The sequence below is a fragment of the Ectothiorhodospira shaposhnikovii genome (assembly GCF_016584105.1).
Classification (GTDB): domain Bacteria; phylum Pseudomonadota; class Gammaproteobacteria; order Ectothiorhodospirales; family Ectothiorhodospiraceae; genus Ectothiorhodospira; species Ectothiorhodospira shaposhnikovii.
The window spans coordinates 87564-105748 of record NZ_NRSM01000004.1 but is presented as its reverse complement, the minus strand read 5'-3'; the positions used below and the strand labels follow the sequence as shown (position 1 = coordinate 105748).

Annotated in this window: 6 protein-coding genes and 1 CRISPR repeat array (1 of these 7 only partly in view); of the genes, 5 read left to right on the top strand and 1 reads right to left on the bottom strand. The window is 62.5% G+C overall.

Annotated elements, in window-relative coordinates; all coding sequences use genetic code 11:
• Positions 1-5285: a CRISPR direct-repeat array (repeat unit 29 nt; unit sequence GCGTTCCCCGCAGGTGCGGGGATGAACCG); it reaches 5182 nt to the left of the window's first position.
• 97 nt (positions 5286-5382) lie between these two features.
• From CKO35_RS03635 to CKO35_RS03615, 5 genes are all read left to right on the top strand, one after another.
• Complete coding sequence (locus CKO35_RS03635; RefSeq protein WP_200172754.1) at positions 5383-5643, top strand: hypothetical protein; 261 nt, start codon at positions 5383-5385, stop codon at positions 5641-5643.
• Positions 5644-5908: 265 nt separating this feature from the next.
• Positions 5909-7462: a sensor domain-containing diguanylate cyclase gene (locus tag CKO35_RS03630; protein WP_200172751.1), complete on the top strand. Its 1554-nt coding sequence runs from the start codon at positions 5909-5911 to the stop codon at positions 7460-7462.
• Between the two features lie 145 nt (positions 7463-7607).
• The gene (locus CKO35_RS03625; RefSeq protein WP_200172749.1) at positions 7608-10943 is read left to right on the top strand and encodes an ABC transporter substrate-binding protein; all 3336 of its coding nucleotides are present in this window, start codon (positions 7608-7610) and stop codon (positions 10941-10943) included.
• 313 nt (positions 10944-11256) lie between these two features.
• On the top strand, positions 11257-12912 hold the full coding sequence (locus CKO35_RS03620) for a methyl-accepting chemotaxis protein (protein WP_200172747.1): 1656 nt from the start codon (positions 11257-11259) through the stop codon (positions 12910-12912).
• 208 nt (positions 12913-13120) lie between these two features.
• Positions 13121-16315 carry a bifunctional diguanylate cyclase/phosphodiesterase gene (locus CKO35_RS03615; protein ID WP_200172745.1) on the top strand — a complete coding sequence of 1065 codons (3195 nt, stop codon included), beginning with the start codon at positions 13121-13123 and terminating at the stop codon, positions 16313-16315.
• Here CKO35_RS03615 and soxB read toward each other — a convergent pair.
• The gene (gene soxB / locus CKO35_RS03610; RefSeq protein WP_200172743.1) at positions 16312-18105 is read right to left on the bottom strand and encodes a thiosulfohydrolase SoxB; all 1794 of its coding nucleotides are present in this window, start codon (positions 18103-18105) and stop codon (positions 16312-16314) included. The two genes, CKO35_RS03615 and soxB, sit on opposite strands and share 4 nt — an antisense overlap.
• Positions 18106-18185: the final 80 nt, after the last annotated feature.

Sequence of the window (18185 nt, the reverse complement as noted above, 5' to 3'; positions counted from 1 at the left end):
GCCCGAAGCGTTCCCCGCAGGTGCGGGGATGAACCGGCGCAGACAGTTGAACTGGCATTGACCCTTCCGCGTTCCCCGCAGGTGCGGGGATGAACCGTAAGGAGAACAGGACATGGCTTTTTATTTTGAGCGTTCCCCGCAGGTGCGGGGATGAACCGGAGGTATACGCTGAAATGAGCCGGCGTATCGGGCGTTCCCCGCAGGTGCGGGGATGAACCCATACGGACTCAGCTTAGGGGGTCGGGTCGATCGCGTTCCCCGCAGGTGCGGGGATGAACCGTCAGCTTCATGCTCGGGAGAACGACAAATCCAGCGTTCCCCGCAGGTGCGGGGATGAACCGCGATATATGTCTGCTGGCCCGACTCAGTTGTCGCGTTCCCCGCAGGTGCGGGGATGAACCGGCCGTGCTCCATCAACCGATCAACCAGCCTGCGCGTTCCCCGCAGGTGCGGGGATGAACCGGCGGTGCGTCATGGCTGAGGCATGGTGGATCAGCGTTCCCCGCAGGTGCGGGGATGAACCGCGCGCCATACAGCCACTCCCCAATGCGATCCCGCGTTCCCCGCAGGTGCGGGGATGAACCGGCGGTGTCGATCCTGCAGGAGGCCTATCAGTTGCGTTCCCCGCAGGTGCGGGGATGAACCGCCATTGGAGGATCTGGTACGGGAGCTGGACCAGCGTTCCCCGCAGGTGCGGGGATGAACCGACCTGATCCATGCCGCCGACCGCATCCATCGCGCGTTCCCCGCAGGTGCGGGGATGAACCGGCATCCCGCTCGGCCTGCAGCTCCTTGGTGTGGCGTTCCCCGCAGGTGCGGGGATGAACCGATGTTTGAGGAGAAGGCCTGATGGAAGCTCAAGCGTTCCCCGCAGGTGCGGGGATGAACCGGTTTAGGCGGCCCGGCCTTCGGGCGCGGAGAAGCGTTCCCCGCAGGTGCGGGGATGAACCGATCGTAGGGGTGACCGCCCCGTCGGTTGAGGCGCGTTCCCCGCAGGTGCGGGGATGAACCGCCCAAGCCCGCCTGAAACTTGAGCATGACAGAGCGTTCCCCGCAGGTGCGGGGATGAACCGCCCAGAAAATCAGGGTAGGCGCAAGGCGCTACGCGTTCCCCGCAGGTGCGGGGATGAACCGGGCCTGCCGACAGGGATGGTCACTATGAATACGCGTTCCCCGCAGGTGCGGGGATGAACCGACCCGTACCGGGATCATGTGATCACGGATATGGCGTTCCCCGCAGGTGCGGGGATGAACCGTCTTGACGGCCAGCGGGTGGCCGACCGGGATAGCGTTCCCCGCAGGTGCGGGGATGAACCGATGACCGAGGTTGTCATGATGGCGATTTTCCCGCGTTCCCCGCAGGTGCGGGGATGAACCGGGAGTCCAGCGCGGCCCTTCCAGGGGGTCGAGGCGTTCCCCGCAGGTGCGGGGATGAACCTATTGCGATCACGCCACCGTGTGTCACAGCAATGCGTTCCCCGCAGGTGCGGGGATGAACCGGCCTTTGTGGAATGCACAACGGACCCCTTCCCGCGTTCCCCGCAGGTGCGGGGATGAACCGTCACTTACTTTTGTGGGTTGCGGCTGTTTCATGCGTTCCCCGCAGGTGCGGGGATGAACCGACGCCGAGCGAAAATATCAGCAAGTCGTGACAGCGTTCCCCGCAGGTGCGGGGATGAACCGGCGTGACGTTGCTTTCCATGTAAAGCTGCGTTGCGTTCCCCGCAGGTGCGGGGATGAACCAGCAGCGGTTGTGTCAGTGGTTGGAAGACAACTGCGTTCCCCGCAGGTGCGGGGATGAACCGGCACGTCAAACGCTGGAGCCCTCTGCTATCGTGCGTTCCCCGCAGGTGCGGGGATGAACCGCCCCCTCCGCAACTGAGGCAACCAAGTGAACAGCGTTCCCCGCAGGTGCGGGGATGAACCGCATTGATGAGATATGGTCAAGTGCGTCGGGCACGCGTTCCCCGCAGGTGCGGGGATGAACCGGTCTACCCCCTGCTCGTTCAACAGGGCCTATAGCGTTCCCCGCAGGTGCGGGGATGAACCGGCCGCCGATCTTGTTCAACTCCTGGCGGAGCCGCGTTCCCCGCAGGTGCGGGGATGAACCCCCACCAGGCTGCCACCGGGTAGCACGTCCAGCGCGTTCCCCGCAGGTGCGGGGATGAACCGCTCTCTTGCGCTGGGGTCAGACTCACGTCAACGCGTTCCCCGCAGGTGCGGGGATGAACCGTTTTTTCGGCCCCTCGCCTACCGCCAGCCACCGCGTTCCCCGCAGGTGCGGGGATGAACCGCCGTGGCAGACGGGCACATTGACCGCAACGTGGCGTTCCCCGCAGGTGCGGGGATGAACCGCGCAGAGATGCGCTGCGTGTGCTCGTCCACTCGCGTTCCCCGCAGGTGCGGGGATGAACCGGCTGGCTGATGCCCCATTCCGTAAACCAGTCCGCGTTCCCCGCAGGTGCGGGGATGAACCGGTCGCGCAGGCCTTCATCGAGGTGGCGAAGTAGCGTTCCCCGCAGGTGCGGGGATGAACCGCATGGCGTTCGCGAGGAGTTCAGGCGGGCCGCGCGTTCCCCGCAGGTGCGGGGATGAACCGCCGGAGGCGTCCGGGTGCATGCTGCGGTAGGCGCGTTCCCCGCAGGTGCGGGGATGAACCGGCGAACATGGCAACGCTCACCGCGGCCACCGTGCGTTCCCCGCAGGTGCGGGGATGAACCGGCCGCTCGCCCTATCGGGTCAGTTGCGATGGCGCGTTCCCCGCAGGTGCGGGGATGAACCGACGGCCGTCAGAAACGGCTCGTCGATCACTACGCGTTCCCCGCAGGTGCGGGGATGAACCGGCCCGCGCCGCGTCTCTCAGTTTTTTGCCGGAGCGTTCCCCGCAGGTGCGGGGATGAACCGTTCGGGCGGCCGGCGGCGTACTCCGGCCCTGCGCGTTCCCCGCAGGTGCGGGGATGAACCGGCATCCTGAAGGGAAGCGGCTGCTGGACGCCAGCGTTCCCCGCAGGTGCGGGGATGAACCGAAATGACAAACCTGATGCGCGGCGGTGGTGACGCGTTCCCCGCAGGTGCGGGGATGAACCGGATTTTGTCGGGTTGGACGTTGATGAACGTGTGCGTTCCCCGCAGGTGCGGGGATGAACCGAATTGTTGGATTACCAGAGACGCGGTGGTAATGCGTTCCCCGCAGGTGCGGGGATGAACCGGCTTTGTTGACAACACAGGAGCCCCCAGGAGAGCGTTCCCCGCAGGTGCGGGGATGAACCGTTGTCCCAGGGCTGGTACCGGGAGCACATGCCGCGTTCCCCGCAGGTGCGGGGATGAACCGTCCGGCTCGCCACCGGCCGCGCCATCGAGCCCCGCGTTCCCCGCAGGTGCGGGGATGAACCGCTCCAGGTCAAGGACAGCATCCCCGTGTGCCAGCGTTCCCCGCAGGTGCGGGGATGAACCGTCCAGAAGCTCAACCCCCTGCTACTGGAAACCGCGTTCCCCGCAGGTGCGGGGATGAACCGGGGGTGCAGGGTTGCCCCCGGGTTGCATCGCCGCGTTCCCCGCAGGTGCGGGGATGAACCGCCAATGCCTTTGTGGCTTGGCTGCAGGGTCAGGCGTTCCCCGCAGGTGCGGGGATGAACCGACCCCTGGCGCGCTCTCAAAGGCGTAGATCTGGCGTTCCCCGCAGGTGCGGGGATGAACCGCCGTAGAGCGGGCTTTTGCTTGATTCATCCCCGCGTTCCCCGCAGGTGCGGGGATGAACCGCCCGTGCCGCCGGTGGTGGCCTGTCCGGCGCCGCGTTCCCCGCAGGTGCGGGGATGAACCGATTGGCGGGGAAAAGCACGTAGAAATGGAGTTGCGTTCCCCGCAGGTGCGGGGATGAACCGCGATAGGGGTTGCAGCAACACATCCCGCCTCCGCGTTCCCCGCAGGTGCGGGGATGAACCGCCTCGTATGAAACCACAAACCACGTCGGCCCAGCGTTCCCCGCAGGTGCGGGGATGAACCACCTTCAACGTATGCCGCCATCATGCAGAACATGCGTTCCCCGCAGGTGCGGGGATGAACCGGCTGCACACAGCTAGATCGTTCCCATGCTCCAGCGTTCCCCGCAGGTGCGGGGATGAACCGAAGGAGTTGTGCTGACTCTCCTGATAGTTCAAGCGTTCCCCGCAGGTGCGGGGATGAACCGTTCGAGACAGTCATCATCGTTCCCAGTGATGAGCGTTCCCCGCAGGTGCGGGGATGAACCAGCCCCTGATCCGATTCACCTACCGGAGGGGCGGCGTTCCCCGCAGGTGCGGGGATGAACCGCATAGTGAGACGGTGTTCTTCTTACCATGTATCGCGTTCCCCGCAGGTGCGGGGATGAACCGTTTACGCCGGTCGGCAGGGTCAAAAACTTCGGGCGTTCCCCGCAGGTGCGGGGATGAACCAGCGTGAGGGCGTGTTGAACTATCAGGAGAGTCGCGTTCCCCGCAGGTGCGGGGATGAACCGGCCTGAGCGACCTTCGGGCTGAGGTTTCCGCGGCGTTCCCCGCAGGTGCGGGGATGAACCGATCGTCGAGGGATCGACGAGTGCTCGCCGAATGCGTTCCCCGCAGGTGCGGGGATGAACCGGCAAATGGACGGATTTTCAGAGGCCGTACGTGGCGTTCCCCGCAGGTGCGGGGATGAACCGCTGGAGAAGGAATACTGGCCCAAGGGGATGGAGCGTTCCCCGCAGGTGCGGGGATGAACCGCCTTCCCTGTCTCCCCTGATGCCGTAGCAGTTGCGTTCCCCGCAGGTGCGGGGATGAACCGGTCAAATTCATTGCTTCGGCTCCATTACGGTAGCGTTCCCCGCAGGTGCGGGGATGAACCGGCAGGTTGTGTAGGTCCTCCCTGTGCGGGTAAGCGTTCCCCGCAGGTGCGGGGATGAACCGGTCTGATCCGACATTATTGCCCAAACCTCCGGGCGTTCCCCGCAGGTGCGGGGATGAACCGCGCGCATGGGCAGGTGTATCGGTGCGAGGGTCGCGTTCCCCGCAGGTGCGGGGATGAACCGGGCACTGGCCGAGCTGTCCGTGGCCGAGCTGCGCGTTCCCCGCAGGTGCGGGGATGAACCGGCCCTGTCGGAACAGTTCGACGCCGCCGCCAAGCGTTCCCCGCAGGTGCGGGGATGAACCGACACACCAGAACGTCCTGGTATTTGTTAAGGGGCGTTCCCCGCAGGTGCGGGGATGAACCGCCGTCGAGTCCCAGCCCAGCGCCTTGCTTTTCGCGTTCCCCGCAGGTGCGGGGATGAACCGAAATGACTTGGCGGCGCCTCTGCCGCAACGTCCGCAGCGTTTCGTGGTATGAGCACGACAGTCCGATGCGCTCGCCAAGTCTTACAGGAGCATGGCTGTGATCGAAGTACAGATCGACGCCAGCGAGGTGATTGCCGCGCTGGAGCGCCTGGGTAAGGCGACCGGCAATCCACAGCCCGTGACGAGAAGATATTCAAGATCTCTCGGGAGATGGTCCATGAAGTTGGTCTTTCAAGGTTTTCTGCTCATGCTGGCCGCCATAGGGTTGGCTGCAGCCTCGGTGGATCTGGCGGTGATGGTTTTGTTCGCCGCCCTGGGCGTGATCGTTACGGGCTTGGTCCGGGCGTTTTTGGCATGACTGGGTGTCGGTGGTGCACGGGTTCGAACCGGACATCTCGCGCAGGGCGCTTTGCCTCCCCCAGGGAGGATCACCACCGCACCCGTTATCGAGCATAGCTTGCGGCCATTACATGCCTCAACCCTAATATTCCACGCCCACCCGGCCACTTCACAGGCAGGCAGCGCACGGGGATCATCTGTCTACAGGATCGGCCCCGACGCCTTTCCCGGAACGACCCGCCGAGCACTCGATCTGCTTACGGATAACGACCTATACTTGCAGAATGTGGCTGCAAGAGATCCAACAATTTGCCGCCGGGGCCGCCACGGCACCAGGCGTGGCGGCGACCATCCAACCCCTGCTGGATATTCTCCAGCGGGTCACCGGTCTTGAGTCGGTGTTCCTCACCCGGGTTTACAAGGGCACTCAGACGGTCCTGTTCACCCATAACACCGATCAGCTGCAGATCCTCCCCGGTATGTCGGCTCCCTGGGAGGACACCCTCTGCAGCCGTGTCCTGGCTGGTGAGCGCCTGTTGATCAATGATGTGGATGAACGCTGGCCGGATTCACTGGCCAGCACCGTCCTGGGCGTGAAGACTTACCTCACTTTCCCCATCCGTGGTGCCGACGGCACGGTTCAGGGCACCCTCTGTGGCGCCAGTTGTCAGCCGGTGGAGGTGACTCCCGAGGCCATGGCCATCGTCGGCATGTTTGCCGAAGTCATCTCCGCCCAACTGTTGCGAGAGATCAATCTTGATACCGCCAACTATCGGGCGGAGCGGGCCGAAGCGCTGGTGCAAAAGATGTCCATTGCCTCGGAGATCGGCAATCTGTGTGTTGAGGCCCGCAATCTTCATCAGACCCTGAAGCAGGTGGCCAGGCGCCTGGAGGCTCTCCCTGTCTGGCGGCATGTTGTTTGTTTTCGCATGCAGGCCGGTCGCCCCGTGGTGGAGGAGGGGCAGGAGCCGGGCGGTTATGAGCAACTCATCAGGGAGGTGCTGGCGCAATTGGGTGACTCAGTGAATTGCATGCACTCCAGGGACAATCCATCCTTGCTGAAGGGTTGGCCAATGGAGGCCATTGCCGGGTTGCGAACCCGGTTGGGTCTTGGGAATGGAGGGGCGGTGGGTTTGCTCACCGCGGCCACGCACAAGGATCTGGAAGGCGGCATCCTGGTCCTGGCTGATGAGCCGGTGGACCCGACCGGCGGTGATGGTCTGTTGCTGATCGCCTTGTCCAACTACCTTTCCCTGCTGGCGATCCGGCTCCGGGACTACGAGCAGCTCCAGGCCGCCAACCGTGAGTTGAGCCGTTTTGCGCTGAATGATCCCCTGACGGGGTTGCCTAATCGCCGCTATCTGTTCGAGACGGCCCAGCGCATGGTGTCGCAGGCCATCCGGCTGGGGGAGTCGGTGGTGATGGTGTTGTTCATTGATCTGGACGGTTTCAAGCAGATCAACGATCGTTTCGGGCATCGTAGCGGCGATTATTTTCTGGTGCAGTTTGGCCGGCGTCTGAGCGCGGCCCTTCGGGAGGGGGATTTTGCCGCCCGCTATGGAGGCGATGAGTTCGTCGTTCTGGCGGTGGCCCCTGGCTCATGTGATGAAACGGAATCTCAGCTTCAGGCGAGGCAATTTGCGGACCGTATCGGTCTTGCTCTCATGGGAACATTTGATCTGGATGGGGTGGTCATCGACTACAGGGGGCCAAGCATCGGCGCGGTGATCTGGGACTCCGACGAGGATATCGAGGCCTTGCTGCACCGCGCGGACAAGGCCATGTATGCAGAGAAGATCCAGCGCCGCGGACCGCCGCCATTCACTGAAATCTCATGAGGGGGAGGGTGTCAAGGCGTGTCGATCAAGCCCGGGCCTGAAGACTGTTGATCGCCCTCAAGGGGCAGCAACACCATCATCATGACCTGATCGGTTATCATCAATCTATTACTGCCGTAATGGCGCATCACGTGGTATATCCGCCATGTCCCTGCCGTTGTCAGTTTCCGTTCGATTGGGTCTGATGGCCCCCCTGACCGGGATAGCCGGTCTTTACGGCGAGGAAATCTGCCGGGCTGCCCGAATGGCCGTGGATGAGATCAATGAGGCCGGGGGTATTCTGGGGCGTCCTCTGGAGCTGGTGATCGAGGATGACGGCAGTCTTCCGGAAACGGCCTTGCCTGCGGCCATGCGTCTGGTGGATGAGCATGGCTGCGTGGCCATGGTCGGTAATCTGTTGTCCAATTCCCGGATTACAGTGGCCACCCAGGTGGCGGCGCCCCGGCGCGTGCCCCTGCTGAATTTTTCCTTCCATGAGGGCAGCATCCGCGAGCCCTTTTTTTTCAGTTTTGCCGCGCTGCCCAATCAGCAGATCGAGCCCATGATCCCGTTCATGGCCGAGCGCCATGGGCTCAAGATGTTCTTTGCCGGCAATAACTACGAATGGCCCCGTGGTTCCATTGATGCCGCCAAGCAGGCCCTGCTTGCATTGGGCGGGGATGTGGTGGGGGATGAGTACCTGCCTTTCGATGTCGGCGAACAGGGCCTGGCGGTTCTGCTGGAGCAGGTGAGCCGTTCCGGGGCCGATGTGTTCGTGCCCTTTTTTTCCGGCCAGGATCAGGTCAGGCTGTTTCGTCGCTGCGCCGCCATCGGGTTGAACCGGCGCATGGCCCTGGTGACCGGCCATTTCGATGAGGTCATGGCGGGACAGCTTTCCCGGGAGGCGCGCCAGGGGATCCATGTCGTCAACAGTTATTTCATGTCGGTGGATACCCCGGCCAACCGTGATCTTCTCCGGCGTCTGTCCGGGCTGCCGGATGTAACCGGTGTCTGGCCCAAGGGGAATGGTGTTCTGACCCATTTCGGCGAAGGGGCTTACGTCTGTGTGCATGCGTTCGCTCAGGCTGTCCTGCAGGCTGGTTCCACGGCGCCTGATGAGTTGTGTTCGGCCTTGAAGCAGGTGCGGGTCATGGCGCCCCAGGGCGAGGTGGACATGGTGCCGGAGCTTGGTCATGCCCGGATCAACACTTACCTGGCGCGCTGCAATGCCAATGGCGGTTTCAGCATCATTGAAAGCTTCGGTCGTATTCCGCCGCTGATTCCTGAACGCTATCGGTCGTCTTCCACGACGCTGGGTTTGCCGATGCGCGCGCCCCTTGGAGAGTTCGTGTCCACCACGCATGCCGAGGGTCGGGAAAGATCCAGACTGGCTCAGAATATCCTGGCCTGCGCGGATATCGCCATCCTCACGGCAGATGCGCAGGGGATGCTGATCCATGTCAACCGGCGGGCCTATGAGCTGTTCGGTTATGAGGATGGTGAACTGGCCGGCCAGTCCGTGCATCTGTTGGTGCCGCCGCACATGCGGGAACGGCATGCGCAGTTTTATCGTCAGTTCCTCGAAGGCCCGGAAGATGAGCGGCGCATGTCGGAGCGGGCCGAAATCACCGGGTATCACAAGGACGGCAGTTTCCTGTCCCTGGAGGCCTCCATCGCCAAGTTTCAGGAGCATGGTGTGTGGAATCTGGTGGTGACCGTGCTGGATATTTCCGCGCGCAAGCAGGCGGAGAAGGAACTGCTCTGGCGTGCCACCCATGATGCGCTCACCGGTTTACCCAACCGATCCCTGATGCACGAGCGTCTGAGCAACGCACTGGCACGCTCCCGTCGGCATGGACTGAATGTTGCCCTGCTGCATCTGGGATTGGATGGGTTCAGATTGATCAATGACAGCCATGATCGCCAGACTGGAGATGCGTTGCTGCTGGAGGTGACTGGGCGCCTGCTGGAGCAGGTCCGGCCGGGCGATACGGTGGCCCGTCTGGCCGGGGATGAGTTTGCGGTACTGGCGGAGCAGGTGGGGCAGCCGGCGGCCATTGCCGGTCTCGCCGAGCGTCTCAACGAGGCCATGCGCCAGCCTTTCGAGATCAACGGGGTGCCGGTGATTGTGACCGCCAGCATCGGGGTGGCCACGGGGCAGGGCGGTACCCACAGTGCCGATGACATGTTGCGTTGCGCGGAGACGGCCTTGCATGCCCTCAAGCAGAAGGGGCGCGATGGCTGGCAGTTTTTCAATGATTACCAGCATCATCAGGCCTTGCAGCGGCTTAATGTGACCCAGGGGCTGCGGGTGGCCATCGAGAACCAGGAACTGCAGGTACGGTTTCAGCCCATCCTGTCCTCGGATCGTGGGCGAATTGTCGGTGCCGAATTGCTGCTGCGCTGGTTTCCCCATCAAAGAGAGGTGTCTCCTGCCGTCTTCATTCCCATTGCGGAGATGAGCGGCGTCATCCTGCCCATCGGTCTGTGGGTGTTCCGTGCCGGGTGTCTGGCAGAGGTGGACTGGCGCCGTCGCTGGGGAACGCAGGCTCCGTATGTTTCCATCAATCTGTCTGCCCGTCAGCTGACCGATGAGTCGTTGGTGGATGATATGCGCACGGTGCTCCAGGAAACGGCCGCCGATCCTTCCCGCATCGTGCTGGAGGTGACCGAGACGGCGTTGATGGCGGATATTGATGCCAATCTTCGGGTGCTTCGCCGTTTGTCGGACCTGGGAATGCAGCTGGCTGTGGATGATTTCGGTACGGGTTATTCTTCTCTGGCTCAGCTTACCCGTTTGCCGGTGAGCATCCTGAAGATCGATCGGGCTTTCGTGGATGGCATTGAGACCCGTCATGAGAGTCGCACGGTGGTCAGGGCCGTCATTGGTCTTGGGCGGGCATTGGGGCTGACCCTGGTGGCTGAAGGGGTGGAGACGCAGGGGCAGCACCTGGAGTTGCTGAACGGGGGATGTGAGTTGTTTCAGGGCTATCTGTTTTACCCTCCCGTGACCCGGGAAGTGTTCATGGGGCTGATCGATGCCCAGGCACAGTCCGAGCGGTTGACGGAACACCGTTCGGATTACTTCATCCTGTATGTCAGCCGTGCCGTTAAACCGATGGATGGTGAGTCACTGCGGCAGATCCTCGGTCCTTCGCGTATTGCCAATGCCCGGCTGGGCGTGACCGGTTTTTTGATCTACAAGGATGGTCAGTTCATGCAGATGCTGGAGGGGCCCTTCGAGCATGTGCAGGCCACCATGTCACGTATTCGCCTTGATCCCCGCCATGAGGATATCCGCGTCGTGGCGGAGGGGGATATCACCCAGCGGATCTTTTCGGACTGGACCATGGGCTTCAAGGACATGTCACGATCCTCCGAGGCATTGGAGTTTGGGCAGTGGCAACGGCGTACTCTCAGCCTGCTGGAGCTGGCGGAGGATGCCCAGACCTGCCATGCCTATATTTCAGCTTTCTCGGGCAAGGCCGATACGGGTTTGTAAGTGAGGTTTTCGATGGATGCAGAAAAAACATGGCCAGACGGTGTCGCTGGCCCAGGGGATTGGATGCAAAAACTTTAGACTAAGTATAAAGTATCGCCGCGATTGGTCGTTGCGCGCGCATGCTGTCGTCAGTGGGCAATGCCCGCTTGGGATGTTCTGAGTGAGCCATTCCCGTGCAATCGGGAATCCAGTCAGGCTGCATGCTCCGGATTCCCCCACTCATTAAGAGTGACGGCGGGAGTGTTGCTCGGTTTTTCCCTTGTGGGGAGTGTAGCGCGCAGATCCCTGACACTTGCTGAGAAGAGCCGATACCATGTGGAATAACCTGACCATCCGGACGCGTCTGATTGGCGTCACTGTGATTCTTCTGGTTCTGATCGGTATTGCCGCCTTGCTTATTTCCAGCCAGGGTGCCGGTCGCATGGGGCATGTCCTGGTGGATCATACCCTGAGGATGAAGATCGAGGGGGATATCTGGTCAGCCAGGAACTATGTGGCCGCCGAGTGGGGTGCATTGCGTCTGGTGGACGGGAAACTGGTGGATGCCCAGGGCCAGCCGCTCAATGACCGGTTCGAGGCGGTGGACAGACTGGGACAGGAACTGGGTGTGCTGGCAACGGTGTTTGCCCGGGATGGCAGTGACTTTACCCGGGTGACCACCAGTGTCCGTCTGCCCGATGGGCGTCGTGCCGTGGGTACGCAGCTCGGACAGTCCAGTTCAGCCTTTGTGCCGGTTTCGTCGGGGCAGCGCTACATCGGGGAGGCGCAGATCCTGAGCGTATCCCACCTTACAGTCTATGAGCCGATCAAGGATGGCTCCAATCAGGTCATCGGCATCCTGTTTCTGGGCATACCGCGGCAGCAGATCGACGCCATCGTCAGCCAGGGTGTGAACCAGATGGTGATGCACATGCTGCTGGGCATGCTGATGTTAGTGGCGGTCGGGGTGGCCGTCGCCGTCTTCCTGGCCCGGATCATCGTGGGTCCCATCATCCGGTTATCCGATGCCCTGCACGAAATTTCACGGGGGGATGGTGATCTGACCCGTCAACTGGATGCCCAGGGTCGGGATGAACTGTCCGAGCTGGCCAGGGCCTTCAACGAGTTTGTCGGCAAGATTCGTGAACTGGTCCGGCAGGCAAGCGCGGCTTCCAGCCAGTTGGCGGCAGCGGCCGAGGAGTTGTCCAGTACCACGGAGGAGACCCGTGAGCAGGTGCGGCGGCAGCATTCTGAAACCGATCAGGTAGCCACGGCCATGAACCAGATGACGGCCACGGTGCAGGAGGTGTCACGTAATGCTTCCGAGGCGGCCCAAGCCGCCGCCACCACCCGTGAGGAGGCCGCTTCGGGGGATAAGGTCGTCAGGGAGACCATTCGCGCCATTGAGCTGCTGGCGGATGAGGTGGAGAACGCCTCCCGGGTGATTACCCGCCTGTCCGAGGACAGTGACGATATCGGCAAGGTGCTGGAGGTGATCCGGGGTATCGCTGAACAGACCAACCTGCTGGCCTTGAATGCCGCCATCGAGGCGGCCCGGGCCGGTGAGCAGGGGCGAGGTTTTGCGGTGGTGGCCGATGAAGTAAGGACGCTGGCCAGCCGCACTCAATCCTCCACCACGGAGATCCAGGCCATGATCGAACGGCTGCAGTCGGGAGCGGTGGGTGCCGTGAAGGTGATGGAGGAGGGCCGGGGCAAGGCGCGCCAGAGCGTGACCCAGGCCGCCCGGGCCGGCGAGTCCCTTAAGGCCATCAGCGGTGCCGTCAACAACATCAACGACATGAATGCCCAGATCGCCAGTGCCGCCGAGGAGCAGTCGGCGGTGACCGAGGAGATCAACCGCAATATCACCAATATTGCCCAGGCTGTGGAACAGACGTCGAGCGGTTCCGATCAGATTGCCCTGGCCAGCGACGAGCTGGCCAGGCTGGCGGCGGAGTTGCAGAATCTGGTGGGGCGTTTCAAGGTTTGATGGCGGAGATGCCGTCCCGCTGAGGGCGGCAACGCCATCGGTCGGAAGAATGGCATGGTTACATCCTGATCCTGCATGCGCGCCCATGGCAGCTTGAGGTAGAGTTGAAGGGACACAATCTGCCAGGGTCGGCCGTGACTTCGTCAGGATGATCCGCCCTCGTCATGTTTCGGGATAGATCCGTGATGCCTGTGTCAGGACAACCTTGTTGAACCATGCCCCACTGCCAGGGGGAGCCCCCTACCTGAGTGTCGCCTTCAAGGCCTGGATGCTCTATCTGGGTTTGTGCCTGACGCTGGCACTGGTGATGGCTTGGGATCTGCTCACTTCCAGGGAGCAGGATATGGAGGCAGCCCGCCAGCGTACCCATGCCACCAGCGTGCTGGTGAGTGAGTGGCTGTATGCCGCCTTTGAAACCAGCGGCGCCCTGCTCAGCAGCATGGCTGGCGAGATCCACCTCTTGAATTTCCCTCCACCCGAAGGTGATCCGGAAGCCCACGCCCGAATCAATCAGTGGCTGGAGCGGCATCGGAGTTTCCTGCCCCATGCCCGGACCATTGCCTTGTTTGATCGCGAAGGCGTGATGATCCATACCTCCGGGGATCCCCAGGAAATCGGTTACGACATCAGCACGCAGCGCCATTTTCTGAGCCTGCATGCCGCCCCCAGCCTGGAGCGGCAGGTTTCCCGTACCTTGTGGTCCCATGAGTGCGAACGGTTTCTCGTCACCCATGCCCAGGCTCTTCGTGATGCAGAGGGGCGATTTGCCGGGTTGCTGGGTGTGCGGCTGGATCTGGGCTTCTTCGACCACTGGCTGGAACGTATCGAACTAACGCCCGGGAGCACTCTGACCATCCTGGATAAGGAAGGCCGTTTGCTGGCGAGGCGCCCCCGGGATGACATCCCGGATTTTGAGGCCCGGTTGGGCCAGCCGGTGGGGGATGGCGAGGTGGATCCTCTCATCCAGGATGTGTCGGATACCACGCATTTTGCCATTGTCTCGCCGCTGGACGGGATACACCGTTTCTACACGGCCCAGGCTGTACGGGATTTGCCCTTCCTGGTAGTGGCCGGCGAGGCGAACTACATGATCATGGCCTCCTGGTGGCGGAAATTCTTGATATTTAGCCTCTCCTGGCTGGTCATCGCTGGTCTGGGCCTGCTGGTACTGCGTGGCTATCTGCGCACCCTGCAGTACGATCAGGCGTTGCAGCGCAGCCACCGTTCCCTGGAGGATGCCAACCGGATTCTGAGTCGGGAGGTGAATGAGCGCCAGGAGGCGGAGCGGGCCATCAAGTGCAGCGAAGCCCGTTTTCGGGCCTTGTTCGACAATTCCCTCAGCGGTGTGGCCGTACACGACATCATCCTGGATGGGCGGGGTGAGCCATGCGATTACGTGTTCACCATGGCCAACCCGGCGTTTGAGCACCACACCGGGCTGAAGGTGGCCGATGTGCTGGGCCGACGGGCCACCGAGGTCTACCCGGTGCCGGAACTGCCCGGGTTGATCCGTCGCTTCGGGCAGGTGGCGCTCACGGGACAGGCCACTTTATTTGAGCAGCACCTGGAGTCCGTGGGCGAAGTATTCAGTGTTGGCGCCTTCCAGACCGGCCCGGGCGGTTTTGCCGTCGTGATTGACAACATCACGGCGCGCAAGCGCACGGAGATGGATCTGCGGCGCTCCGAGGAGAAATACCGTTTTTTGGTGGAAAATGGCCACGACATCATCCATCTGATTTCATCCGAGGGATACTTCGAGTTTATTTCCCCAAGCTCGAAGGCCCTCATGGGGCATGACCCGGAAAGCATCCTGGGTCATCATTTCTCTGAGTTCGTTCACCCGGAGGATCTGCACATCTGTGAGCAGGTGTTTGCCAGCGTCATGCAACACGGTCACCATGTGCAGGATATCGAATACCGGGTGCGGCACCAGGATGGTCATTGGCGCTGGCATAATTCCAGTGCGCTCCCTTCGCGGGATGAGAGCGGCAAGATTACCGGATACCATGGGATTGCCCGGGATATCACCGCCCGTAAACAGGCCGAGGAAGAGATCAGGGCGCTGGCCTTCTTCGATCCTCTGACCCAGTTGCCCAATCGGCGTCTGCTGACGGAACGGCTGGAGGCGACCGTCAGTCTCTGTCACCACGAGCATCGCCATGGGGCCCTGTTGTTCATCGACCTGGATAACTTCAAGATCCTCAACGACACCCTGGGCCACCATCTGGGTGATCAATTGCTCATGCAGGCGGCCGGTCGCATCCGCGGGTGTGTGCATGAGTCTGATACCGTGGCCCGCTTGGGCGGGGATGAATTCGTGGTCATGCTGTGCCTGCTCAGCCACCATCTCCAGGAGGCCACGCAGCAGGTGGAGATTGTCGCCGATAAGATCCTGACCGCTCTGAACCACCCGTATCTCCTCAACGGCCAGGAACATCACACTACCGCCAGCATAGGCATCACCTTGTTTGATAGTGAACCGGTCAGCGTGGACGAACTCATGAAGCGGGCTGATCTGGCCATGTACCAGGCCAAGGCCGCGGGACGCAATACCATGCGCCTGTTCGACCCCGGCATGCAGGCTTGGGTGGCTGCCCGGGCCGCCCTGGAAGGTGATCTGCGCCGGGCGCTCGTGGATGAGCAGTTCCTGCTGTATTACCAGGTCATGGTGGACGATGATGGTCAATTGGCGGGTGCCGAGGCCCTGTTGCGCTGGCAGAGTCCGGATCGTGGGCTGGTGCCCCCCGGTGAGTTCATCGCCCTGGCCGAGGATACGGGGTTGATTCTTCCCATCGGGCAGTGGGTGTTGGAGTCCGTCTGTGCCCAACTGGCCCAATGGGCGCGGGATCCTTCCCTGATGCACCTGCAGATTTCGGCCAATGTGAGTGCCCGCCAGTTCCGGCACCCGGATTTCGTGCCCGGGGTGCTGCGGGCCCTGAATGCCACCGGTGCCGATCCTTGCCGTCTCAAGCTGGAGATCACCGAGAGCCTGCTCTTGGAAGACGTGGAAGAGGTGATCCACAAGATGCAGCAGTTAAGGGCCCTGGGTATCACGTTTGCCCTGGATGATTTCGGCACGGGGTATTCTTCCCTGAGCTATCTCAAGCGCCTTCCTCTGGACGATGTGAAAATCGATCAGTCGTTCGTCCGGGATGTGCTCATTGATCCCAACGATGCGGCCATCGCCCGGACCATCGTGGCCCTGGCGGGTACGCTGGGTATCAGGGTGATTGCCGAGGGCGTGGAAACCCGGGAGCACTGGGAGTGGCTGAGCCGGATCGGTTGCCATAGCCACCAGGGCTATTTTTTCGGTCGTCCGGGACCGGTGACGGTCATTCAGGAGATCATTCCGAACTGGACACCCTCCAATTATCGGACAAATTCCTTTGGCTCCGGCAGTTAACCGGCCGGAGCCAGGCCGGGATTGCCGTCCACGCCCTTGAGCACCGGTTCGTTGAGGTCGGTGATGCGTACGGTTTGGTGATCCCGCAGATAATCGGCCACCACGTCCCAGATCTTGCGGCCGGTGTCTCCCATGGGTTGTTCCTGCACGCTGGCCCAGCCTGCCACTACATAGGTGCCGTTCGGGTCGATGGGCTTGCCGTCCAGTTCCATGGCCGTGATGCGTTCGCCGATGTCCCGGGTGGGGTCGATGGCATAGCGCAGCCCGCCCACGCGCACCATGTCGCCGCCCTGCTGGTAGAAGGGGTCCTTGTTGAACAGGTTGTCGGCCACGTCTTCAAGGATGGTCTTGATCATCTCGCCGCTCATTTCATTGCGGGTCACCGCCGGGTAGGTGAGGCCGGTCTGGTCCATCACGTGCTCGAAGGTGATGGGCATGCCCGGCAGGACGGTGGTGCCCCAGCGGAAGCCGGGAGAAAACGAGATCTGGGCATCCACCTGTTCCATCAGGGCATCGCAGATGAGCTGGTCGAAGGTGCCGTTGAAGTTGCCGCGGCGGTAGAGCAGGTCGTCGCTGACCGCCAGTGCCTCGCCCAGCTTGTCCGCCATGCGGAAGGTCTCGCCGTCGAAGGTGACGGTGCGATGGCGCAGGTCTTCGATATATCGGCTCATCTCCGGGTCGGGGTCGATCAGGTTGGCGAACACCGGCAGCAGATGGTAACGGTATCCCTCGATCCGGCCTTTGGCGAAGTTCAGGTCCAGGACGGCGAGGAATTTGCCGTTGGAGCCGCCGTTGGTGACCAGACAGGTGCCGCCGTCGGGGGTTCTGACTTCCAGGGGGGCCGGGACCGCATCATGGGTGTGACCGCCCATGATGGCATCGATGCCGTTGACCAGTCCGGCCATCTTGATGTCCACGTCCATGCCGTTGTGGGACAGCACCACCACCACCTCGGCGCCTTCGGCACGGGCCTGATCGACGCTCTCCTGCATCTCCCGGTGCCGGATGCCGAAGGACCACTCCGGCATCAGGTGCCTGGGATTGGCGATGGGGGTGTAGGGGAAGGCCTGGCCGATCACCGCCACGTTGACGCCGTTGATCTCGCGGATCACGTAGGGTTTGAAGACCCGCTCTTCCCAGTCCACATCCACCACGTTCTGGGCCACGAAGTCGATGTGGCCGGCAAAGTCGTTCTGCAGGATCTCCTGTACCCGTTTGGCGCCGAAGGTGTATTCCCAGTGACCGGTCATGATGTCCACGCCCAGCAGTAGCTGGGCGTCCACCATGTCCTGGGCATGGGTCCAGACGCCGGTGCCCGAACCGCCGCCCCAGGTATCGCCGCCGTCCAGCAGCAGGGCGCCGGGGCGCTGGGCCCGGACATGCCTGACCAGGGTGGCCAGGTGGGCAAACCCGCCCACGCGACCGTACTGCTCCGCCAGATGGGCAAAATCCAGGTGGGTATAGGCATGGGACCAGAGGTTGGGGTGTTCCAGGCCGTAGTGGTTCAGCAGATGCCGGCCCACCAGGTGAGGGGGGCGGCCCTGCATTTCACCGATGCCCAGGTTGACGTGGGGTTCGCGAAAGTACACGGGCAGCAATTGGCCGTGGCAGTCGGTGTAGTGCAGCAGGGAGACATTGCCGTAGGGGCGCAGCTCATAGGGACTGCCGGTGGCATCCGGGCGGGTCAGGGTGCCGCCGTTGCCGTTGCCGCGACCGCAGGCGGACAGGGCGAATCCGGCCATGCCGGCGGCACTCAGTACCTGGAGAAATTCTCTGCGGGTCAGGTTCATGCCTTCTCCTCACACGATGATTGAACGCGGGCCGGCGGGTCCCGGCCAAAAGAAAGCCCGGCTTAACCGGGCTTGCTGAA

Excerpts from the sequence above, each read along its gene's own strand:
- soxB (WP_200172743.1), bottom strand. The coding sequence starts at position 18,105 with ATGAACCTGACCCGCAGAGAATTTCTCCAGGTACTGAGTGCCGCCGGC.
- CKO35_RS03630 (WP_200172751.1), top strand. The coding sequence starts at position 5,909 with ATGTGGCTGCAAGAGATCCAACAATTTGCCGCCGGGGCCGCCACGGCA.
- CKO35_RS03620 (WP_200172747.1), top strand. The coding sequence starts at position 11,257 with ATGTGGAATAACCTGACCATCCGGACGCGTCTGATTGGCGTCACTGTG.
- CKO35_RS03625 (WP_200172749.1), top strand. The coding sequence starts at position 7,608 with ATGTCCCTGCCGTTGTCAGTTTCCGTTCGATTGGGTCTGATGGCCCCC.